This is a genomic window from Desulfobacula sp., assembly GCF_030145145.1.
GTDB lineage: Bacteria > Desulfobacterota > Desulfobacteria > Desulfobacterales > Desulfobacteraceae > Desulfobacula.
Genome location: NZ_JAQYWD010000047.1, coordinates 19,037 through 39,143 on the forward strand (window position 1 = coordinate 19,037; position 20,107 = coordinate 39,143).

The window sequence follows — 20,107 nt, forward strand, 5'->3', positions numbered from 1 at the left end:
GCTTTTTAATCAAAATACCGATCCCTCAGAACCAGCTCTCGTTTGATTGTTTTCCGAAACTGGTTGCATTTCATCCGGCAATAGGCATTTGTTTTTGATTCCTTTAAAATCTCATCAAAATAGGGCCCCATTAGAATGTCCGCCAGGGGTGTTGTTTTAAAATTGATTCTGTCATAATATTTTTCTGCCAATGGCGGAAGAAAATCAAATGCCGCATTGTGCGCTGTGATATACATGCAATGGGCAAAACAGCAGGGATGAACCGTTCCGTCCGCTGCAAGATAAAGTGAACCGTTGGCAAAGGGTTTGCAAGTGACAACGGCCCTTGAAGATGACACTTTTTCATCATAGGAATGGAAAATGTCTCTTTTTATCTGGAACCCTATTTTTTCAGGTTTTTTAAACTGGTCGTCATAATCCCTGGAAGGAATAACAAAAAATCGTTTACAGCCAATGTCCCGTGCTGTTTGCTCGGCTTGTTCTATCTGGTGCTCATTGTGTGCAAATACAATAAATTTCCAGTGTGCCACACCACCGGCCCGGGTAAATGCCTCAATATTTTTAACAATCTTCAGGTAATCCGTTCCGATCCGATGGATGGCATGGGTGTCGGCAAGACCGTCCACTGAAAATTCCATGCACCCGTCTTGAAAATGGGTGCCCAACTCTCCCCACCAGTGTTCATCCTGGACCGCTCCATTGGTATCCCCCCCCAAAGCAACCGTTTTGTTCAGTCGCTTCAGGTAATCTGCAATGATGACCATGTCCCTGTTGGTGGACAAATCTCCAAAATTTCCGGCAAAACTGACCCATTTTAATTGTTTGATCAACGACTGGGGCAATTTTTTAAAATCTGAAAACGTGATCATATAATTCCCATAGGGCCGGACTTTCTGATTCCGGCTGCAGAACGGGCAGCTTGCAATGCATTTGGACGAAATCTCAATATTTAACGCTTTGATATGTTTCAGGGTAAGCATAAAGTTTCCTGCCAGGTTAAGGTATTCTGCTCTTCTACCCAAATCTTCCCATAATGTCAATCATAGGGTCGTCCATTCAGCAATTCATTATGGCTATAACTAAACCGGGTCAGGCTTGTTTTATTTGCGCCCCATACAATTAGGTTCCCGATTTATTTTTTCATTATTTGACAAAAAACACGTTCCTGACATAATAGATAAAGAGGTGAATAGGATTTTTTTTAAGGCTCATTTTTTTATGGGAGGGAATCATGACGGCACAACAAAGTAAAAAATCCCATACCCGACACATGCTGATATGGGCAATCGGCTTGGGCACCCTGGTTGGTTTTCTATTACCGGCATGTTTCCCGAAATCCTCCCAGACAACGGTACCCGCTTTGGGAACAGCGGTAAGCCCCACAAAAGACACGCCTGATTCCCTGCAGCGGGGCCTTTCAGTTTACTATATGGAGGGATTCTGGCGTCATGTAGACCTGATGCCCAAACCAGAAGCCTTCCTGAAAAAAAAGTGGAAACCCGGAAAGCCGATCTCCAAAATCGACCACCGCTTCGGCAAGGGGAATGTCTTTGACAGTGGCCGCAACTCCGGGGTCGGTGTTCTGATGAGGGGATTTATTCACCTTTCCCGGGCGGGTGAATGGCAATTCATGGCCCAGTCCAACGACGGGATTGAGGTGACCATTGAGAATATTCTGGTGGTTTCCGACCCCGGATGGCACTCTGACCGGTTTTCTCAACCCATGGGATTTCAAGCTGAAAGATCCGGGTGGTACACAGTTAAATTACGTTATTTTCAGCGCAAAGGCACCGCTACCCTGGAATTTTATTGGAAACCGCCCGGTAAAAAGGACTTCACCATCATTCCGGAAGCGGCCTATTGGCACATGCCGAAACCATTTTAGGACATTGCGCTTTACATATCCCAAGGGGAAACAAACAGATGGGGGCAGGCACACCTAAAGACCAGATGATGTCTGATAAAGAAAATACCGGTCTTTTTTAATCCCCATGGGCCCGGGAATTTTTTCCCATACCGGCCCATGAAATTCGGTATCACTAACAATAACTGCCCCAGGCAACACCAAAGGTTCAAGCAGGGGACAGATCTTGCTCATCATTTGTTTACTGCTAACCGTATCACTAGTACCAAGGTCAACATGAACCATGGCCACTTTTTTCCCAAACACTTTAGCTGCTTTTAACAGCGTATGGGTGACTTCTCCTATAAACAGATGGTCTTCTGGCGGTGTACAGGAAGGAAAAGATGCGATTCTTCGATCAAACACATAAATCTCCCGTTCAGGCAGAATCTGACACAAGTGGTTGTAGGATCTCCCATTTCCCAGCCCGAGCTCAAAAACAATACCGGGAAGATCTTTTATCAATTCAACGGTATGATTTAAGCAGTCCCGCTGGGCTGTCATGCGCCGGATAAAGCTTTCTAATTTACTCATAATTCAGGAACTCGACATTTTCATATGTTAGTTGTTCTCATAAATGATTGTGGCAGTCCAACCATCTGATTCGACACCCTATGTCTTTTTGCATTTAATTTCAATCTCTTTTGTTTCCAGGCCCCCCAGATGACCGGCGAAGGGAAGGTAAACTAAAATTGCCGTATTTCTTGACTTTCCAGCCAATTTTCAATATCAATAATGGTATGGGGATAAATGGGAATCATCCTTCATCATTTATTTCAACTTTGACTGATCCGGTCGCATTTCAGCGATGGAAGGCCCTGCCAAAGGCTTCTTACGGACGGCTCAAACTGCGCGGTTTGTCATAGGCCAATGGGTATTGCGTCAAACAGATATTGAAACATTCATCCTGGGAATAAATGGTGCAAAAAAACAAATCAAAATCAACCCTTCCGGAAAAACAGGTTGTTCTGCCGTTTGTAAAATCCATTGAAATTGCCATCAAAAGTATTCGATCCAGAATCTTTCGGACCTTGATCACCACGATGAGCTTGATATTGGCGATCTCTTTTTACAGTTATATCAAAACCAATTCCCATATTATCACGGGTATTTTTTTTTCCGGAGACAAAATTGCCATACAAACGCTCTCCCATCAGGGATATGAACTTCCCGATGAAGGGGAAGCCTACACGACAACCCCCAAAGAAAGATGGATCCTGTTTTTATCTTTACTGGTTTGTGTTGTGGGAATTGTCAATACTCAGTTAATGGCTGTGTCAGACAGATTCAGGGAGATCGGTACCATGAAATGCCTGGGCGCCCTGGATAGATTTATATTAAGACTGTTTTTAATCGAGGCCACATTGCAGGGACTCATCGGTTCAGCCATCGGGGCATTGGCCGGCGCTGTCATTTCAATGACCGGCTCCCTGATAAAATTCGGTACCATGGCATTTGTGTTCGTTAATTTAAATGATATTGTGATCTCCATTGCTGCTTCGGTTTTTCTGGGGTGTTTTTTGAGTATCGTGGGTGTGCTGTACCCGGCACTGCTGGCAGCAAGGATGCGGCCCGTTGAAGCAATGAGAGGAAGGGACTGATTGGGAGTATCTATGACAACCGCAACCAATATTGTTCGGATCTCCAAGGTGATCAAGGACTTTAAACTGAGCAAAACCATTGTCCACGTGTTAAAAGGCGTTGATCTTGAAATAAAAACCGGTGAATATATCTCCATCATGGGACCGTCGGGATCCGGAAAAACAACGCTTTTCAATATGATTGGCGGCCTGGACAAGCCCACATCCGGCTCCGTCTTCATTGATGAAATTGACATCTCCCAACTGGATGCATATGAACTGGCCTGGCTGCGCTGTAGAAAAATCGGCTATATTTTTCAGACCTTTAATATCATCCAGGTGATGACCGCCCTTGAAAATGTTACACTGCCCATGATTTTTGCTGGTGTTTCCGATGATGAAGCCCGGGAAAAGGGAATGGATCTTCTGGACATAGTGGGCCTGAAAAAACGATTCCAGCATAAGCCCTTTGAACTCTCCGGCGGTCAACAGCAGCGGGTGGCGGTTGCCCGGGCCCTTGCCAATGATCCGGCCATCATCCTGGCGGATGAACCCACCGGCAACCTGGATCTCACCACCGGGGATGAAATCATCAAGCTGTTAAAGATGTTAAGCCGGGAAAAAGGGGTGACCATTATTTCTGCCACCCATGACCTAAAGATGCTCAATGTTTCAGACCGGGTCATCTGGATCAGTGACGGCAGGATTGAAAAAATAGAAAACAGAGATGAGCTTTCCATTTCACTGGGACAAATCGGAGAAAAATGGGAGTGACACTATCATTGAAACAATTGATCCGGATATGGTTAATAGAAACGATGCCCTTGACCGGTTTATCTGTTTTTCTTTTCTTTTTGTTTCTTTTGTCACCTGACCCCACCCTGTCGGCACAAACAACCACTGATATCCTTCACCAGCAACAGTTTTCCCAATGGATCCAACAGTTTTCCATTATGGGGGACAGAAGAACCGGCAGCAAAGGCGCGGTTCAAACAGCCGATGATATAAAATCCGAATTCAACCGCCTGGGATATGACATCATCGGATCACAACCGTTTTCCATGCCGGTCCGGTTAAAAACACAAACCCGTATCACGCTGACACACAGCGGAAAATCCATTGACCTTGACCCTTTTTTATCCAATGCCGTTTCCCCTCATACCATAGCGGATCCGGGTATCACCGGGCATGTGGTATATACCGGCAAGGGGGAGTTGAACGCGTTTAATGATAAAAAAATAAAAAACGCCATTGTTCTAATGGATCTTGATTCAGGCGGTAACTGGGTCAATGCCCTTTCCCTTGGCGCCCGAGCCATTATTTACCTGTATGGAAAAGTACCTGATAAATTCCTTTTTGAAGACAAGCAAGAGTTGTCCCCGGTGAATTTCCCCCGTTTTATCCTTTCTGAAGAAAACGCTGAAATGCTTTTCCCCGGTTTCAGGACCGGTGGATCAATGGGTGCCAAAGGGGGGGTGACCCTTATGTCAGACCTTAAATGGGCCAACATCACCACTGAAAATATTTTTTGTATGGTTCCGGGAAATGATCCAAAATTAAAGGATGAATTGATTATTGTCGAAAGCTTTTACGACACCTCCGGATTTATTCCGGGAAAATCCCCGGGAGCGGATCAATCCTGTTCCATTGCATCCTTACTAGACCTTGCAGGGTTTCTAAAAATCAATCCGCCGAAACGGTCTTTCCTTCTGGTTGCCACATCAGGATATGGCAACAGTCTGGCCGGCATGCGGGAGATGATCTGGAGCCTCAACACAAAATCCAGGCAATTTAAAAAAATGCTGTCGCATTATCAACAGACCCTTACTGAATCTGAACAAAGTATCGACCTATTAAAAAAATTTGATGCCCGCCAGGAAATGAACATGGATCAGCTGAGGCTGATTAAAAAAAACATTGTCGATATCATCAAAACGAAAATTGACACTCAAAGCTACCAGCTCATGCAGCTTCGCCTTGAAGAAAACCCCAACGAGGTCCTGATCAAACAACTGGCCGGTAAGCGGATGGTATTAAAACGCCTTGAAAGCAAAAATGATTTCATCCATCTGACTCCAGGCGAAACCCTCCTGTTCAATGAATTGATTCAGCTTGCCCTGGAAAAACTGAAGAAAACAATAACAGATACAACCTTACAGATAACACACACAACCGCAGCCATTACCCTCAATAAACTCGTCCAATCAAAAACAGTTCAGATGATCCTCTCCCTTCACCTTTCAAGTCATGGCAATGGCATCGGTGCCTTTAACGGGGGATGGTTGTATGACTTAAAAGATGCTGGCAATAATTTTGCCCCCTATGTCAAAATAGATGAAGTTCTCATGGATAGTGCTAAAAAAACAGCCCACTCGCTGGACACAGGAAACATTTTTAAGGATACCTTACGACCCTCCCTTCAACGACCCTGGCAGAGTTATCTGCAGGATACCCCTGCCCTGGGCGGAGAAATAAGCCAACTGGCCGGCTATTTGGGGTTCAGCCTTGTGACAACCAATGATTCACGACGCTTCTGGAGCACCCCGAATGACACATTGGAAACGGTTAATATGACCACTGCAGCAAAACAAAGTCAATTTGTTTCACATCTGATTGCAATGGTTGCTGCAACACCGGATTTATCCCAGACAAGGCTTCCCCGCAACGAATTTGCAACCGTCAAGGGAAGGGCTAATTTCCTCAGATATGGGGCCGTGTTTGCAGATGCCCCCGCCCCGGAGAGTGTGATCCTTTCCTTTCAGGGCCCGGGAATCTTTCACAGTATGGTGGATGCGTCAGGGGAATTTCTCATCAAAGGGGTTTCCACAAAAAAACGAACCCTTCATAAGGTCATACTTGAGGGGTACAAGTTTGATCCTGTAAACGGAAAGACCATATGGGCTGTTGACAAGAGAAAGACCACCAAAGAAAGATACCGGGTCAAGGTCGTCAAAAAAAACATGGAAACCGATCTAGTGATGTTTCCCTGCAGCCAGACCACCATTTTAAATCTGTTGGAGCCCAGAACCTTTCAATATATGACCAAATTACAGGTGCTGGATGCCCGGACAAATGCAACACCGGTGCGGCACTGGTACAGCCGAATTGACACAAGGTCATCGATTATCAGCTCCCTGTATCTGCAACCGGGTACCCGGCTGAAACTGACCTTGTCTGACACGCTTCTCACAAAAAAATTTATACTGACCCATTCAGACGAGCAGCATCCGGGCGGGAATGGATATCGAATAGATGAAACCCCTGTCATTTCCCCAACCCAGTATTTGGCCGCCCGGGACATGTGGGCATTGTTAAACCCGAGGATCAATAATCTCGAAGAAAAAGGCATCAACAATCAAAAAATCCGGGATCTGCAACTCCAGGGAAATCAGGCGTTGAAAGATGCCCAGGGTTATTTTGCCACCCTGACATACGATAAATTTTTCAATTCCTCCGGCACTGCCCTGGCCCTGGCAGGAAGAGTCTATGACCATGTGGAATCCATTCAAAAAGATGTGCTTTACGGTGTCTTGTTTTACATTGTTTTGTTTGCACCGTTTGCTTTTTGCCTGGAACGATTTCTTTTTGCTTTTATTAATATCTATAAACGAATTGCCGGCTTTCTTTGTATTCTAGTGCTGTTAATCACCATCATCTACAATGTCCATCCGGCATTTGAGCTGGCCTACAGTCCCATTGTCGTCATTTTGGCCTTTTTTATTATCGGGCTGTCCGCCATGGTGACCTGGATTATTTTCCACCGGTTTGAAAATGAAATGAAACGATTGCAGCGGCAGGAAAAAAAGAGCAGCGAAGGGGAAATCAGTTTTTTAAAAGCGTTTTCCGCCTCATTTTTCATGGGAATAAACAACCTTCGCCGCAGAAGAACCCGGACGGTATTGACCTGCACCACCTTAATTATTTTAACTTTCACCATCATGAGTTTCACGTCTGTTAAAAACATCCGTCAGCATTCCAAACTATTGTACAACGATAAAGCGCCTTATCAGGGTCTTCTGGTCAAACAGATCAACTGGAAAAGCCTTCCCCAAAGTGCCTTTAAGGTGATTGAAAACACCATGGCCTCACAAATGATGGCCGCTCCCCGGGTATGGCTGGAGACCGCCGACAGAACCCAGTCCACAAAGATTCCCATCCGATCTGAAAATGTCACCTTTGAAGCCAATGGCCTGATGGGGTTATCCCCCCAGGAACCGGAAATAAGCGGACTTTCAGACCTGATTACAAAGGGACGCTGGTTTTCACCCGATGATCGCTATACCATTCTTATTCCGGAAAGAATGGCACATTACCTTAATCTTCCGGATCTGGATATAAAAGCATCCTATATCCAGCTCTGGTCCATTCCCTTTAAGGTCATCGGTACGTTTTCAGGTGCTGCTTTTGATCAGTTCAAAGATCTGGATGGAGAACCCATAACCCCTGCTATTTTCCCGGATGAAATCTTTCAAAAAACCACGGAATCTGAAATGGAGGCCATGGAATCCGGAGATGAGATCAAGGCCTTTCAAAGCAGATATAAACATATCCCGTTTGACCAGACCGTTATCATTCCCTATGATACACTAATATCCCTGGGCGGAAACCTGAAAAGTGTCGCATTGAAACATCGACAACAGCCCTCGGACAATGCCTTAAACTTTCAAATGGTGGATCGATTCGGGTTATGGCTTTTTTCCGGTGAAAAAAAAGGCGTTTATCTCTACAGTGCCAGTGATAGTCTGAATTACAGCGGACTACCCAATATTTTAATCCCTATTTTAATTTCAATTTTTATTGTCCTGAACACCATGATCAGCAGTGTCCAGGAACGAAAACGGGAAATCGGAATTTATACCTCCATTGGAATGGCCCCTTCCCACGTATCCATTATTTTTATTGCTGAAGCGCTTTCCTATGCCGTATTAAGCGTGGTACTGGGGTATCTTCTTGCCCAGGTGGTGGTAAAAGTGTTTGCCGGTACGGCCCTTCTCAGTGGCATCACGGTTAACTATTCTTCCCTGGGGGGTGTATTCGCCATGGCCATGGTCATACTGGTGGTTCTTTTGTCTTCCATTTACCCGTCAAAAGTGGCCGCTGCCATTGCCATCCCGGATGTTGAAAAATCCTGGGAACTGGCAAAGGCCCAGGGGGATACCCTTGATATTGATTTGCCATTTTTAATTAAAACCCATGAAAAATTAAGTATTTGCGGATATCTTTATGATCTATTTGATGCCCATCGTGCGGTTTCCCACGGGATTTTCTCTGTGGGCAGGCTCCAGGTAAAAACGGCACCAAAAAACAAACAAGCCACGATGACAGATCCCAGGCAAGTGACCGGCACTGATTTTCAACTTAATTTTACCGCCTGGCTTGCGCCGTTTGACCTGGGAGTCATGCAGCATGTCAGCTTTAATGTTAACGTATCCCCTCACTTTAAAGACTACATGGAGATCGGCATGACCATTGTCAGAAAATCCGGTGAACACAATACCTGGTGGCGGGTGAACAAACGATTTGTCAATCTCATCAGGAAAAAACTATTAATCTGGCGATCAATGGATAGCGTTGAGAAAGAATCCCATAAACGTTTGATGGAATCCCTTATCAACGGAGAGGAAGCCCCCATTGCCTGAACAAAGAAAAAAAGGTGTTACCATACGCCCCAGAGCCTTTATCTTGGGATTTGTTTTTGCCGTCCTCATCTGTGCGTTAACCCCTTTTAATAATGTGTATCATAATGCGACCCCCCTGGGCGGCGGCTACTTTCCCCTGGCACCGTTTTATCTTTTATTCTGGCTGACCATTATCACTGCGCTATCCAGAAAATTTCTAAAGATAAAGACCCTTCTCACGGGCACGGAACTGATGTTTACCTGGGGACTGATGCTGCTTGTCTCAGGCATTGCCTACACGGGCTTTGCAAGGACATTTTTCATCAACCTCACCGCCCCCTTTTATTTTGCAACCATTGAAAACCGCTGGCAGGAGATTCTCCAACCGCTGTTACCCGGCAATTTGTTTCCCCATGGCACTGCTGCCATAGACATGCTGTATAATGGCATAGACGGTGGCCAGGACATGGGATGGATGGAACTGGCCTTAAACATTCCCTGGGCTGCCTGGGCAATTCCTTTTTTTTCCTGGGGAATTTTTATGGTTCTGTGTTATTTTCTGATTCTTTGCTTAATTCATATCATTACCCGCCAGGCCATGGAAAACGAACGGATGAATTTCCCCCTTCTGATTGTACCGAGAATGATGCAGGAAGCACTGGATGAAAAAAAATTGTCTTCATTTTTTGGTAACAAATACCTTTTAGTGGGAATCAGTATCCCGTTTTGCCTGCACCTGTTAAACGGCCTAAATTTTTATTTTCCCTCTTTTCCCCATATCAACACCCTGGTATTAGCCGGCCCGTATTTTCCTGCCCAGGGAATTTTAACCGGATTCATTAAACTCAAGCTTTACTTTTACCCGGCATTCATTGGATTTGCCTTTCTGGCATCAAAGCAGGTCTCCTTTTCCTTCTGGTTTTTTTTCATATTGGGTGCATTTTTCACTGGTGTCCTTTCTGTCGCCGGACTAAGCTTCCCGGCATCAGAACTTGGCACCACTTTTGGACCGACGTTGTCAAACCCTGAAGAGACTCAAATGATAGGGGCATTCATCGTTTTCGCGCTGTTTTTAATATGGATTGCCAGATTCCATTTCAAGACGCTTTTAGCGAACGCCACTCACTTTGGAAGCCCTGGTACCAGCCCCGGTTTTATTGGAGATAAAATTGCTGTCTGGGGGAGCCTCATCGGATTTATCGCCCTTGCCGCATGGTTTTCATTCCACGGGGTGCCCTTAGTGCAAAGCGTTTTGTTAATCGTTTTTTTTATCCTGTTTACCATGGTCGCTGTCCGGGTGATCTGCCAGGGCGGTGTCACCTACTTTACCTTAACCGTTGCGCCCCTGGATGCCATCAACACGATTTTCGGACTTAAAATATTTTCCAGCCTCGCCCTGATTGTCGGCAGTATCAGTCAAAAAATCCTGTTTGTGGACCTACGGGAGTCCGTGGCCCCCTCCCTCCTTCATACCCTCAGGATTACCCGGCGGATCAAAGGACAAGGCGCCATTGCCGGTGCTGTTTTTCTGGTGATGACCTGCTGTCTGTTTGTCTCTGCCGTGGCCATGATACTGCTGTGCTACAAATATGGCATACGGGAGCTCCAACTCGACTGGGCAACCCGAACTACCGTATCCGTATACAACAACCTTCTCCCGTTGATACAGAATCCGATCCAGCAGGGAGATTCCATCAAGTATTTTGCCCTCATGGGTGCGGTCGTTATGGGGATTCTGGCCATGGGTTATTATCGATTTTACTGGTGGCCCCTTCACCCCATCGGATATCTGATGGTCTATAGTTCCGCAATGAAGATTCTATGGCTGAGTTTTTTCATCGGATGGGTATTTAACGCGCTGTGCATGCGATACGGCGGCATCATTTTATTTGGAAAAATGCGGTATTTTTTTGTGGGATTGATTATGGGAGATTTCTTGATGGGCGGAACATGGGCCATTATCGGTTTCTTTACACCATATGGTTATCAGGTGCTGCCCACATAATGATTTAAACTCAAGGATTGCCAGGGTTATATTACATGTATGATGACAAAGAACTGCAAGAATACCGGGATCTTTTAAAACCACCCGACCATTTTGAAGAGGGGTTTAACTGGAAAACCATTGTGGGTGCCATTTTTATTGGATTTCTCATGATGCCTGGAAGCATGTACCTTCAACTGGTTATCGGCACCGGGATCGGTCCTGCTGCCAGATGGGTGACCATTATCCTTTTTGCTGAAATTGCCAAACGGGCCTATTCTGATTTAAAACAACAGGAAATCTTCCTTCTGTATTATATGGCCGGGGCTGCCATGTCATCGCCTTTTCAGGGGCTCTTGTGGAACCAGTATCTAGTTCAATCCGATGCCGCCAAAATGCTGGGACTCACCGAGCTTATCCCGTCCTGGATTGCCCCTCAACCGGAATCAATTGCCCTTCTGGAGAGAACGTTTTTACACCCTGACTGGCTGATTCCCATTCTTTTACTGGTGGGATCACAGATTATTCAAAGAATAGATCAATTCGGGTTGGGATATGCCTTATACCGCATCACCTCTGATGTGGAAAAACTGCCGTTTCCCATGGCACCTGTCGGGGCCCTGGGAACCATTGCCCTGGCAGAGTCAAAAGAAGAAAAAGTGACCTCATGGAAATGGCGGGTTTTCTCCATCGGAGGGGTTATCGGTCTTGCCTTCGGCAGTATTTATATCCTGTTACCGGCCCTATCAGGTCTGATCTTCACCGAACCCATCCGACTGATTCCCATGCCCTGGATTGAGCTGACACGGCATACGGAAAGCATTCTCCCGGCAGTTGCAACCGGCATTCAGCTGGATCTGACCTTGATCTTTCTGGGGATGGTTCTCCCATTCTGGGCCGTCATTGGTGGACTGATCGGACTTTTGATTACCGTCGTGGTCAATCCTGTATTATATCACCATGGTATTCTGACCAGCTGGCACCAGGGCATGGGAACCGTTGAAACGGTTTTTGCCAATAACTTTGATTTTTACATGAGTTTTGGTATCGGCTTAGGGCTTTCCATCGGCCTCATCGGCCTTTGGCAGGTGGGCAAGTCTTTCTGGGGACCCAACCAGAAAAACAGGGGCAGCTTAAAGGATCTGTTACACCCCCCACCCGGCAGAGGGGATTTTGATTTTAAAATTGCCATTGCCATATATGTCTTCTCAACCATCGCCTATATCATTTTGTGTACCGTTCTGGTCCCCACCTTTCCCTGGATTTTCTTCTTGATTTACGGATTTGTGTATACCCCTGTGATTTCCTATATCACCGCAAGAATGGAAGGTATTGCCGGTCAGTTTGTCAGCCTGCCCCTGGTAAGGGAAGCCAGTTTCATCGCTGGTGCAAAGTATTTTGGGTATCAGGGAATCGAAATATGGTATGCACCGATCCCCATCCATAATTATGGCCAGGCCACAGTGAACTTCAGGGAGATTGAGCTGACCGGCACCAGCTTCAGAGGGATTATTAAAGCAGAATTTATCGTGTTCCCGGTTGTGATGATCGCCAGCTTGTTGTTTTCCCAGTTTATCTGGCACCTGGCTCCGATTCCTTCGGCCAGTTATCCCTATGCCCAGGAAATGTGGCATTTGCAGGCATTGAATACGCTGCTCATGCAGTCTTCCACCCTGGAAGGAAATTCTCTGTTCTACCAGGCACTTAACGGTACCACCGTTGTCTCCGGTATCGGCTTTGGATTGTTGACCTATGGCATTCTTACCCTTTTTGGGCTGCCCATTCTCCTGATTTACGGTATTGTCAGGGGACTTGGGCAAAGTACGCCCCATGGTCTCATTCTTGAGGTGCTCGGGGCGCTCCTGGGCAGATTCTTTTTTTTAAAACGATATGGAAAGCAATGGCGACAGTATGCCCCCGTTCTTCTGGCCGGATTCTCTTGCGGCATGGGGCTGACCGGTATGTTTGCCATGGGATTTACCCTGATATTAAAATCTCTTTCAAGTACCGCTTTTTAAAAAAACCGACCTGTGATAGAATGGAATCTCGATAGCCACTCACATCATTTGAATTGTCAAAAGGGGGCGGACAATGGGAAAAAGAACGATTATTTTATGTTTTGCTATTTTGTTGTTTTTACACACGCCTGCGCAAGCAACCTTCCCACTTCATTTGGGCGGTTTTACCCTGGGAGAAGATATAAAGCACTACCAACATCTTATTAATATGGAAACCTGCCGGGATGTGCCGTTTAATCAATACCTGAAAGAAGGGGAGATCATTTCACAACACGGGTTCAAATCAGGACTGATTGCCTATGGGTTGTGCGATAAACCCAACAAAATATTAAGAATCAAATTAAAGTTCAACGATCCCACCAAAAAATTTTTTAATACCCTGTTAAAAAAATACAAAACCCAGCTGGGACCGCCCAGTGAATATAAAGGGGATCCCTTCCAGACAGTCATCGCCTGGAAATGGTCCTTCACAAATGATCAAAATGAACGAATCAGCCTCATCTTACAGCATAATATAATGGTTGAAGATGAAAAAATAGGAAATGCCGTCAAGCTGACCTTAACCAGCCAGCTTGACCGTGAGAGGACCTGCTTTATGACCCGGTTTCCTGAAAAACCCAGTCCCTCCCAACCCAAGACACCCCAGAGAGAGTTGTGGAAATTTTTTATTCCCTATTAAGTTGCCATAATTTAAAATGCTAAAAGAAAATGACCCCCTTCCCAAAACCATTGCCTGGAATGGCATTGCTTTAAACGTACCGCTCACCTGGGAAATTGACAGTCTTGATACCACCCACCTGCTCATCGGAGAAGATGGATCACCCAAAGTAGAAATCAAATGGACGGATTCACCCAGTCGTTTTACACTTGAAACCTATTTAAAGCGGTTTATTTCCCAGTCACAGAAAAGGCTCACGATTAAAATCCATGAGCTGCCCACACCCCGTTCTTTTTCACATCCGGAAAAAAATTTTGAGTTTTTCTTTTTTTCCTGGACAAGCACGTCTTCAACAGGAAACGGTGTGCTGATCTTCTGTTCCCTTTGTAAAAGGCTTACCATGATCCGGTTTTTTTCCGATTCCCGGATCGACCCTCCTTCGTTGCCGGCTTTGATTTTAATGTCTTTTACAGACCATCCCCCATCGGACCAGACCCATTGGCAGGTGTTTGACCTGAAATTCTCAACCCCCCGGTCCTTTGAGCTGTTAGAATACAGTTTTAAACCGGGTTGCTATATCATCAATGTGAAACATAAAAAGACCATCCAAACGATTTTCAGCTGGGGCCCTGCTTCATTTTTACTCACCCGAACAAGTCTATCTGAATTTGCCTCCCAGCGTCTGCCACAACTTAAGGGGCTTGCAAACACAGGCGTTTGCATCCGTGGAAATTACCTTGAATGGTCTTACCGGCCGGCGCGATTTAAAAATGCCCAGATACTGCCATTTTTAAGCAGATATTCATTGTTCACGGTTTTCAGGATATGCCATGATCAAAAAAAAAATAGAATCTTGGGTGTCATGGTGGATTCGCCCTTGAGATTTGAACACGATTTAATCAAAGGGTCAATGATTGGCGATCTTTAAAAAAAAACCCGATCTGGACAAGAAAGATGCCCTGCTGTGCATCCCTGAAAAAAATTCACTGGTTGAAGAAACCTATCTGGATTCAGGAGACCTGATCCTTTCCTACCCGGCATTGTATAAACCTTTTTTTATGAACATCCAAAAAATAATCCGTAGAAATCCCCAAGCAACCTTTTTACGAAAAATCCAGCTGGATCGCCTGGGGATTGATGTCTGGCTGCTTCTGGATGGGAAAAAAAATGTTAAAACACTTATCAAAGAATTTGCAGTCCTTCATACACTGAATTACAAAGAAGCTGAAATATCTGTTACACTTTTTTTGCGGTCGCTGGGTGAAAAAGGAGTGATTGGAATAAAAGAACCTTAAGGGGTTAAATTTTTACCATGGCCTCTTCAAGACTTTTTTCAATATTCAGATATCCATCAAACCCTGCAATATCAAATACCTCTTTGACATAATCCTGCAAGGCGCAAAGGACAACCGTTCCTTCCATGCGTTTGAGATCTTTTGTTGTTTTCAGCATCACCCTTATTCCGGCACTGGAAATATACTCCAGATCTTCCAGATTTAGAATCAGTTTTCGTTGACCGCTTTCAAGCGCTGCATAGATACGCGTCTCAAATTCTGTTGAGGTATTGGAATCAAGACTGCCCTTAACACTGAAGATTTCTACCCCTTTAGTATTTTCCTGGATAATTTCCATGAATAATATCCCTTATATTCTTTATTTAGATTCTGAATCACTGTTAATTTGTCTATCATTTGTGATCTGTTTTCTTAATACCACAATATTTTTACCTTTTTTACGATAATATTTACACTCATCAATAAAATGTTTTACAAAGTGAATGCCCAGCCCTCCCACACATCGTTTTTCAATGGCGCATCGGGTATCCGGCGCGGGTGCCGCCGTAAGGTCAAAGGGTTTCCCATCATCTTCCATGCGAATCATCAATTCCGTATCATCACAGGACAATGAGATAGCGATATCATGCTCTTTATTGTCACTAAATCCATGGCACACCACGTTTGTAAACAATTCTTCAAGAATCAGATCGATTTCCTGGAATTTTCGCTGGGTACAATGGATGGCCGTGGCCATTGTTGAAACAGCCTTTTTGATCTTCTCCAGATCAGCCAACTGATTTTTCAATTTTATGGATAACTTAACTTTTCCCATGGTTCCAATCGTAATAATACTCAATTGATTTGTCAATCACAATTGTCTTTTATAACAGGCTGATACCTAAAAGATCTTTCAGGTCTTCTGTTTCTTTTGATCCAAATTCAAGAATACATTTTCTTTCAGCCTGTAAAACCTTTTGTGCAATGGATCGTATAATGATTAACGGTATCTCGGGAAACTGATCAACAACTTTTGAAAAGGCTTTACGGGTCATGACCATACAGGTCGTATCCTGGGTGGCAATAAGAGAGAACTGTTTTACCATGGGAACCATTAGAGACAGTGCACCAAAATAATTTTCAGCAGCATATTCCCGGATGGCATATTCTTTTTCTTTTGTTGCAAGCATCAATTTTGCCTTTCCTGATAAAATATAGTAGGAACACTGATCGTCATCGCCCTGATGAAAAATAACCTCTCCTGATTTATAAGACTGCCGTTGGCAAAGAAATGCAAAAAGCTTCATGACCTCCATGGGAAACCCGGAAAAAAATTCAATTTGCCTGAAAACATTCAGATTGGCAACAAATTCACTTTTGTCCCCTGAATCACTTGTGTTCATAAGCGAGTTCATAAAAATACCCCTTTTTTTTCATTAGATCCTCATAGGTGCCCGTTTCCACAATTTTGCCGGCCTTCAAGAAAACCACCTTGTCATATTCCTTTACAATATCAAGCCGATGTACCACCGCTATCAAAGTGCTCTTTCCTTTCCATTGCCGGGAAAGCACATTCTGAATTCTTTTTTGAGAATTGTTATCAAGGGCCGAGGTTGCCTCATCCAGGATCATAATGGGGGGTGATTTCAAAAAAGTTCTGGCAATGGCAAGCTTCTGGCACTGTCCACCGGAAAGGTTATTCCCCTGGGTACCCACCTTGAAGTCCATACCGATCTCAATCATTCGTTCAAGAAAATCCTCCCCAATTAAAAGGGCAACAATGAATTGATTGATTTTTTCCTGGGCACCAGGATTCGTTGTCTTAACGATCCCAAACAAAATGTTATTAAAAATGGTTTGGGAATGAATATATTGATCATTCTTAAAAAATGCGATGGCAGTGGGATCTTTTTGATTAATCCTTTCCCGAAACAGGTATCTTCCCTCAAGGATCAGGCGGATCATAAACTCAGGAACAGTTGCAATCCGATGCTTTCCGGGTGAAAACCGCAATGCCAGTTCCAGAAGCTCCAGGGTCTGCTGCTGATTGATCTGATGAAGATTTTTGTTTTTTATCTGTCGAACGAGTTCCTCAACCCTTTCAAACTCTTCCAGTCGAATAGGGCTTTGCTCAAAAAATAATTTATCATGAGCAACATTTTTCAAAATATCCACTGTCTGATCGGCAATTTCTTTTCCAAGGGTCAACAGCGGCCGGGTGAGATCGGCATCATTCAAAAAATTCAAGAAAAATTGATTTTCAACCAGGTTATTATTTTTAAACGCCTCTGAGACCGGTGCACCAAAAATAATGTTGTCGGCAATGGTATCATAAGCAAGGAATTTTTTTTCATCAAAAAATTCAACCCACTCTTCTACGGAATCTCCAAACTCTTTCTGAAAATTTTCCCTCATTCTAATGATGACAGGGATAAACTCCTCTGCAGTGCCTTCAACAATAGTATTTAATCCAAACCGTAAGACATCCACAAACAACCCAGACTGTTGAAGCACGTGAACCAGTCCATCCAGTTCAGGTTTGCAAACCCCTTCAAGTACACATTGTTCACCATGGAGTGCTACATAGGAATACAGGAGATTTTCCTTGATGGTGCCGTCAAATATAAATGGAGATTGGGATACCAGGCCGATATTTCGTGTGATATCTGCTTTGGTGAGTTCGGAAATTTCCATATTTCCAATGGTGGCATGACCGGACGTGTATTTGTAAAGCTGGGCCAGACAAAGTGCCAGTGAGCTTTTTCCGCTCCCTGAAAACCCCACCAGGGCAACATGTTCACCCGGGAGGATGCTAAGGCTGACATCATCCAGTAACTTTATCCCCTCTTGGGTTTCCAGGCTCATATTTTCAACTTTAATGGAAACATCCAGTTCATAGGGTTCCCTGCCTTTAGGTCTCAATTCATTCTCAATTTCAACATCAAAATAATTCATGGTTTTATAATAATTGATGGATCCATCCTGGTACACCTGATAGAATTCAATGAGTTCCTTCCATGGATCATACAATTTCTCCTGGGCAGACAGGAAGGCCACCAGGGCACCCAATCCCAACTGTCCATTAATCGCCAGATACCCACCGATAATAAAAATCAAGAAAGGACCCATACTAATGAAAAAATTACTGACAACCTTAATGACGAATTTATAGAGGGCCCATTTTATTCTAATTTTCATCAGCTTATTGATGATGATGTCATACTTGGTATTTTCAATTTCAAACGCACCATTGGCCTGGACTTCATGGATACCGGAAACGGACTCGACAATTTTGGATGACACGATCCGGGAGACTTTGACTCTTTTTTTATTGGCCTGGTTGACCCGTTTTTGCAGCAGCGGAATGATATACAGCATGAGAGGATATATGGAAAACGATACAATCCCCAAAAGGGGATTCAGCAGAATCAGGTATCCGGCAAAGGCTAAAAGGGTCACAATATTGGTTAACGGGACGGCTATGGCCATGCCCACAAAATTGCCTGGAATGGTCAATTCATTAACCAATGCATTGACCACCGTGCCGGGCTGGGTATTCCTGAAAAAGCTCAACGGCATATTCAATATATGATGATACAACTGCTTTCTCATGCCAGCTGTCGCTATTTCACTGATCTTGTTCTGAATAATATTAATCATCAGTTTAAATACCGATGCCAAAATAACAGAGGCAAGGTAAATCCCACAATAAATAACCAGAAGATCCAGTTTCCGCAAATTTATCGCTTCATTGATAATCCGTTTCTGCATTTCAAGGGGGACCACCCGTATGGCCACTGTAACCACAATAATGATCACCAGCACTATCTGAAGTTTTAGATTCCCATCAAAAACCCACGATATCAGGCTTTTTTTAACGATGGGGTTGTTTATGTCGTCTGTTTTTGTTTTCAAAGCCATTTTGTTCTGCTGAAACCTTTCGTCTCCTGATTATATGACGGAATGATCTTCTGTAGCATTTTTACCCCATTTTAACCAGACTTAAATTAGCAGCCCCTGCGTTCCTGCCGTTGGGTTAAAATACCTGGGGCCGGGCAAGTTTACTCTTGACCTGCTTCATACAAGGTGATATAAAATCTGGATTCAATTCGGAGGAGTGGCCGAGCGGCTGAAGGCGGCGGTCTTGAAAACCGTTAAGTGTCAAAGCTTCGTGGGTTCGAATCCTACCTCCTCCGCCATTTAAAACGAACGGAGAAATGGCCGAGTGGCTGAAGGCGCTCGCCTGCTAAGCGAGTATGGGTGTTGTTACCCATCTAGAGTTCGAATCTCTATTTCTCCGCCACACACAACGATATTAGGAATTTTAAGCCTTGGCTTTTAATTCCTTTTTTTGTTCTGGTAGGGTCAAAAATGGTGTCAAAATTATTTTGACCATCCCCCCCCCCTTCTTTTACAACAATGTCAAAGAAAATGCGCCTTAAGCATAAATTCTGTTCAAGGAGAGGAAATAGTTTAACATTTTTAAATTTTATATATTGACACATTCTCTCAAATGATCTTTAAGGTCCAGTGGCACATAAATATGACAATAGGAGATAATAATGTCACCACAGTATACATATAAGCAACTTGGCAGCAAACAATTGGTCAGTTTTCAGGTTCAGCAAATGATCTATCAGGTAAATCAAGGGATAAGCAAAACAGAGGTAGCCAGGAGATTTGGTATTAGCGGACAGACCCTCAACAATATACTGACTACACCCAGGGAAAAGGCAGCTTGATTAATAGAGAGAGTTGGACATCCTTTAAAGCATCGCCCGTCTCAAAGAGATAAGACAGCTCCGAAGAAGATGACAATGGTGTTATGACGTTCAACAAAATTCACCGGATGGAAAAAGGACTGGCAGGTTTTTTAACCTGCCAGTCCTTTTTAAATAATACACTCAACTTTCGGACTTTAGCGATAGTGGGTTTCACACCCGTTTACTTTCCACCAAAAGACGCATCCGAGATCTCGACGGCCGCACCGCAGGTGTCAAGAATGGTGGCCACCGTGCCGGAAGTTACCGGCAGTACGGTGCGGATGAAATGTTCAGCCGTTTTGAGCTGCC

16 protein-coding genes and 2 tRNA genes are annotated in these 20,107 nt (G+C 44.3%); 12 read left to right on the forward strand and 6 right to left on the reverse strand.

Going from position 1 to position 20,107, the window contains the following annotated elements; all coding sequences use genetic code 11:
- Positions 1–5 precede the first annotated feature (5 nt).
- Positions 6–980 carry a radical SAM protein gene (locus Q1Q15_RS21995; RefSeq protein ID WP_300464698.1) on the reverse strand — a complete coding sequence of 325 codons (975 nt, stop codon included), beginning with the start codon at positions 978–980 and terminating at the stop codon, positions 6–8.
- A 251-nt stretch (positions 981–1,231) separates the two neighbouring features.
- Here Q1Q15_RS21995 and Q1Q15_RS22000 point away from each other — a divergent pair, with 251 nt between their 5' ends.
- Positions 1,232–1,885 (forward strand): PA14 domain-containing protein, encoded by a 654-nt coding sequence (locus Q1Q15_RS22000; RefSeq protein WP_300464700.1) that lies wholly within the window; start codon positions 1,232–1,234, stop codon positions 1,883–1,885.
- A 54-nt stretch (positions 1,886–1,939) separates the two neighbouring features.
- On the opposite strand, the gene Q1Q15_RS22005 is transcribed toward Q1Q15_RS22000, so the two are convergent.
- Positions 1,940–2,437 (reverse strand): class I SAM-dependent methyltransferase, encoded by a 498-nt coding sequence (locus Q1Q15_RS22005; RefSeq protein ID WP_300464703.1) that lies wholly within the window; start codon positions 2,435–2,437, stop codon positions 1,940–1,942.
- A gap of 383 nt (positions 2,438–2,820) precedes the next feature.
- Here Q1Q15_RS22005 and Q1Q15_RS22010 point away from each other — a divergent pair, with 383 nt between their 5' ends.
- From Q1Q15_RS22010 to Q1Q15_RS22045, 8 genes are all read left to right on the forward strand, one after another.
- A complete protein-coding gene (locus Q1Q15_RS22010; protein ID WP_300464705.1) occupies positions 2,821–3,504 on the forward strand; it encodes an FtsX-like permease family protein in 684 nt (227 codons plus the stop codon).
- A 12-nt stretch (positions 3,505–3,516) separates the two neighbouring features.
- Positions 3,517–4,257, forward strand: coding sequence for an ABC transporter ATP-binding protein (locus tag Q1Q15_RS22015; RefSeq protein WP_300464707.1), 741 nt, complete (start codon positions 3,517–3,519; stop codon positions 4,255–4,257).
- Entirely contained in the window at positions 4,248–9,122 is a 4,875-nt protein-coding gene (locus Q1Q15_RS22020) for an FtsX-like permease family protein (protein WP_300464708.1), read from the forward strand. Before Q1Q15_RS22015 ends, Q1Q15_RS22020 begins: the two co-directional genes overlap by 10 nt.
- Complete coding sequence (locus Q1Q15_RS22025; RefSeq protein ID WP_300464710.1) at positions 9,115–11,106, forward strand: DUF6785 family protein; 1,992 nt, start codon at positions 9,115–9,117, stop codon at positions 11,104–11,106. Before Q1Q15_RS22020 ends, Q1Q15_RS22025 begins: the two co-directional genes overlap by 8 nt.
- 35 nt (positions 11,107–11,141) lie before the next feature.
- Positions 11,142–13,103, forward strand: a complete 1,962-nt coding sequence (locus tag Q1Q15_RS22030) for a peptide transporter (RefSeq protein ID WP_300464712.1) — start codon at positions 11,142–11,144, stop codon at positions 13,101–13,103.
- Between the two features lie 73 nt (positions 13,104–13,176).
- Positions 13,177–13,782 carry a hypothetical protein gene (locus tag Q1Q15_RS22035; RefSeq protein WP_300464714.1) on the forward strand — a complete coding sequence of 202 codons (606 nt, stop codon included), beginning with the start codon at positions 13,177–13,179 and terminating at the stop codon, positions 13,780–13,782.
- Positions 13,783–13,798: 16 nt separating this feature from the next.
- Positions 13,799–14,689: a hypothetical protein gene (locus tag Q1Q15_RS22040; protein ID WP_300464716.1), complete on the forward strand. Its 891-nt coding sequence runs from the start codon at positions 13,799–13,801 to the stop codon at positions 14,687–14,689.
- Positions 14,676–15,056 carry a PqqD family peptide modification chaperone gene (locus Q1Q15_RS22045; RefSeq protein WP_300464717.1) on the forward strand — a complete coding sequence of 127 codons (381 nt, stop codon included), beginning with the start codon at positions 14,676–14,678 and terminating at the stop codon, positions 15,054–15,056. The genes Q1Q15_RS22040 and Q1Q15_RS22045 overlap by 14 nt, the downstream gene beginning before the upstream one ends.
- A 4-nt stretch (positions 15,057–15,060) precedes the next feature.
- Here the strand turns inward: Q1Q15_RS22045 and Q1Q15_RS22050 are convergent, their stop codons facing one another.
- The 4 genes from Q1Q15_RS22050 to Q1Q15_RS22065 are packed head-to-tail and all read right to left on the reverse strand — an operon-like array spanning position 15,061 to position 18,956.
- Entirely contained in the window at positions 15,061–15,393 is a 333-nt protein-coding gene (locus Q1Q15_RS22050; protein WP_300464718.1) for an STAS domain-containing protein, read from the reverse strand.
- Positions 15,394–15,414: 21 nt separating this feature from the next.
- The gene (locus tag Q1Q15_RS22055; RefSeq protein ID WP_300464720.1) at positions 15,415–15,906 is read right to left on the reverse strand and encodes an ATP-binding protein; all 492 of its coding nucleotides are present in this window, start codon (positions 15,904–15,906) and stop codon (positions 15,415–15,417) included.
- 13 nt (positions 15,907–15,919) lie between these two features.
- Positions 15,920–16,450 carry a Crp/Fnr family transcriptional regulator gene (locus tag Q1Q15_RS22060; protein ID WP_300464721.1) on the reverse strand — a complete coding sequence of 177 codons (531 nt, stop codon included), beginning with the start codon at positions 16,448–16,450 and terminating at the stop codon, positions 15,920–15,922.
- Positions 16,425–18,956, reverse strand: coding sequence for an ABC transporter ATP-binding protein/permease (locus Q1Q15_RS22065; protein WP_300464723.1), 2,532 nt, complete (start codon positions 18,954–18,956; stop codon positions 16,425–16,427). Before Q1Q15_RS22065 ends, Q1Q15_RS22060 begins: the two co-directional genes overlap by 26 nt.
- Before the next feature lie 190 nt (positions 18,957–19,146).
- Here Q1Q15_RS22065 and Q1Q15_RS22070 point away from each other — a divergent pair.
- The 3 genes from Q1Q15_RS22070 (at position 19,147) to Q1Q15_RS22080 (ending at position 19,777) form a co-directional block, all read left to right on the forward strand.
- Positions 19,147–19,234 (forward strand) — tRNA-Ser (locus Q1Q15_RS22070).
- Between the two features lie 12 nt (positions 19,235–19,246).
- Positions 19,247–19,338 (forward strand) — tRNA-Ser (locus tag Q1Q15_RS22075).
- A gap of 259 nt (positions 19,339–19,597) precedes the next feature.
- Complete coding sequence (locus Q1Q15_RS22080) at positions 19,598–19,777, forward strand: hypothetical protein (RefSeq protein ID WP_300464725.1); 180 nt, start codon at positions 19,598–19,600, stop codon at positions 19,775–19,777.
- Positions 19,778–20,107: the final 330 nt, after the last annotated feature.

Coding starts and splice junctions, on each gene's coding strand:
- Q1Q15_RS21995 (WP_300464698.1), bottom strand. CDS start 980: ATGCTTACCCTGAAACATATCAAAGCGTTAAATATTGAGATTTCGTCC.
- Q1Q15_RS22000 (WP_300464700.1), top strand. CDS start 1,232: ATGACGGCACAACAAAGTAAAAAATCCCATACCCGACACATGCTGATA.
- Q1Q15_RS22005 (WP_300464703.1), bottom strand. CDS start 2,437: ATGAGTAAATTAGAAAGCTTTATCCGGCGCATGACAGCCCAGCGGGAC.
- Q1Q15_RS22010 (WP_300464705.1), top strand. CDS start 2,821: ATGGTGCAAAAAAACAAATCAAAATCAACCCTTCCGGAAAAACAGGTT.
- Q1Q15_RS22015 (WP_300464707.1), top strand. CDS start 3,517: ATGACAACCGCAACCAATATTGTTCGGATCTCCAAGGTGATCAAGGAC.
- Q1Q15_RS22020 (WP_300464708.1), top strand. CDS start 4,248: ATGGGAGTGACACTATCATTGAAACAATTGATCCGGATATGGTTAATA.
- Q1Q15_RS22030 (WP_300464712.1), top strand. CDS start 11,142: ATGTATGATGACAAAGAACTGCAAGAATACCGGGATCTTTTAAAACCA.
- Q1Q15_RS22035 (WP_300464714.1), top strand. CDS start 13,177: ATGGGAAAAAGAACGATTATTTTATGTTTTGCTATTTTGTTGTTTTTA.
- Q1Q15_RS22040 (WP_300464716.1), top strand. CDS start 13,799: ATGCTAAAAGAAAATGACCCCCTTCCCAAAACCATTGCCTGGAATGGC.
- Q1Q15_RS22050 (WP_300464718.1), bottom strand. CDS start 15,393: ATGGAAATTATCCAGGAAAATACTAAAGGGGTAGAAATCTTCAGTGTT.
- Q1Q15_RS22060 (WP_300464721.1), bottom strand. CDS start 16,450: ATGAACTCGCTTATGAACACAAGTGATTCAGGGGACAAAAGTGAATTT.
- Q1Q15_RS22065 (WP_300464723.1), bottom strand. CDS start 18,956: ATGGCTTTGAAAACAAAAACAGACGACATAAACAACCCCATCGTTAAA.
- Q1Q15_RS22080 (WP_300464725.1), top strand. CDS start 19,598: ATGTCACCACAGTATACATATAAGCAACTTGGCAGCAAACAATTGGTC.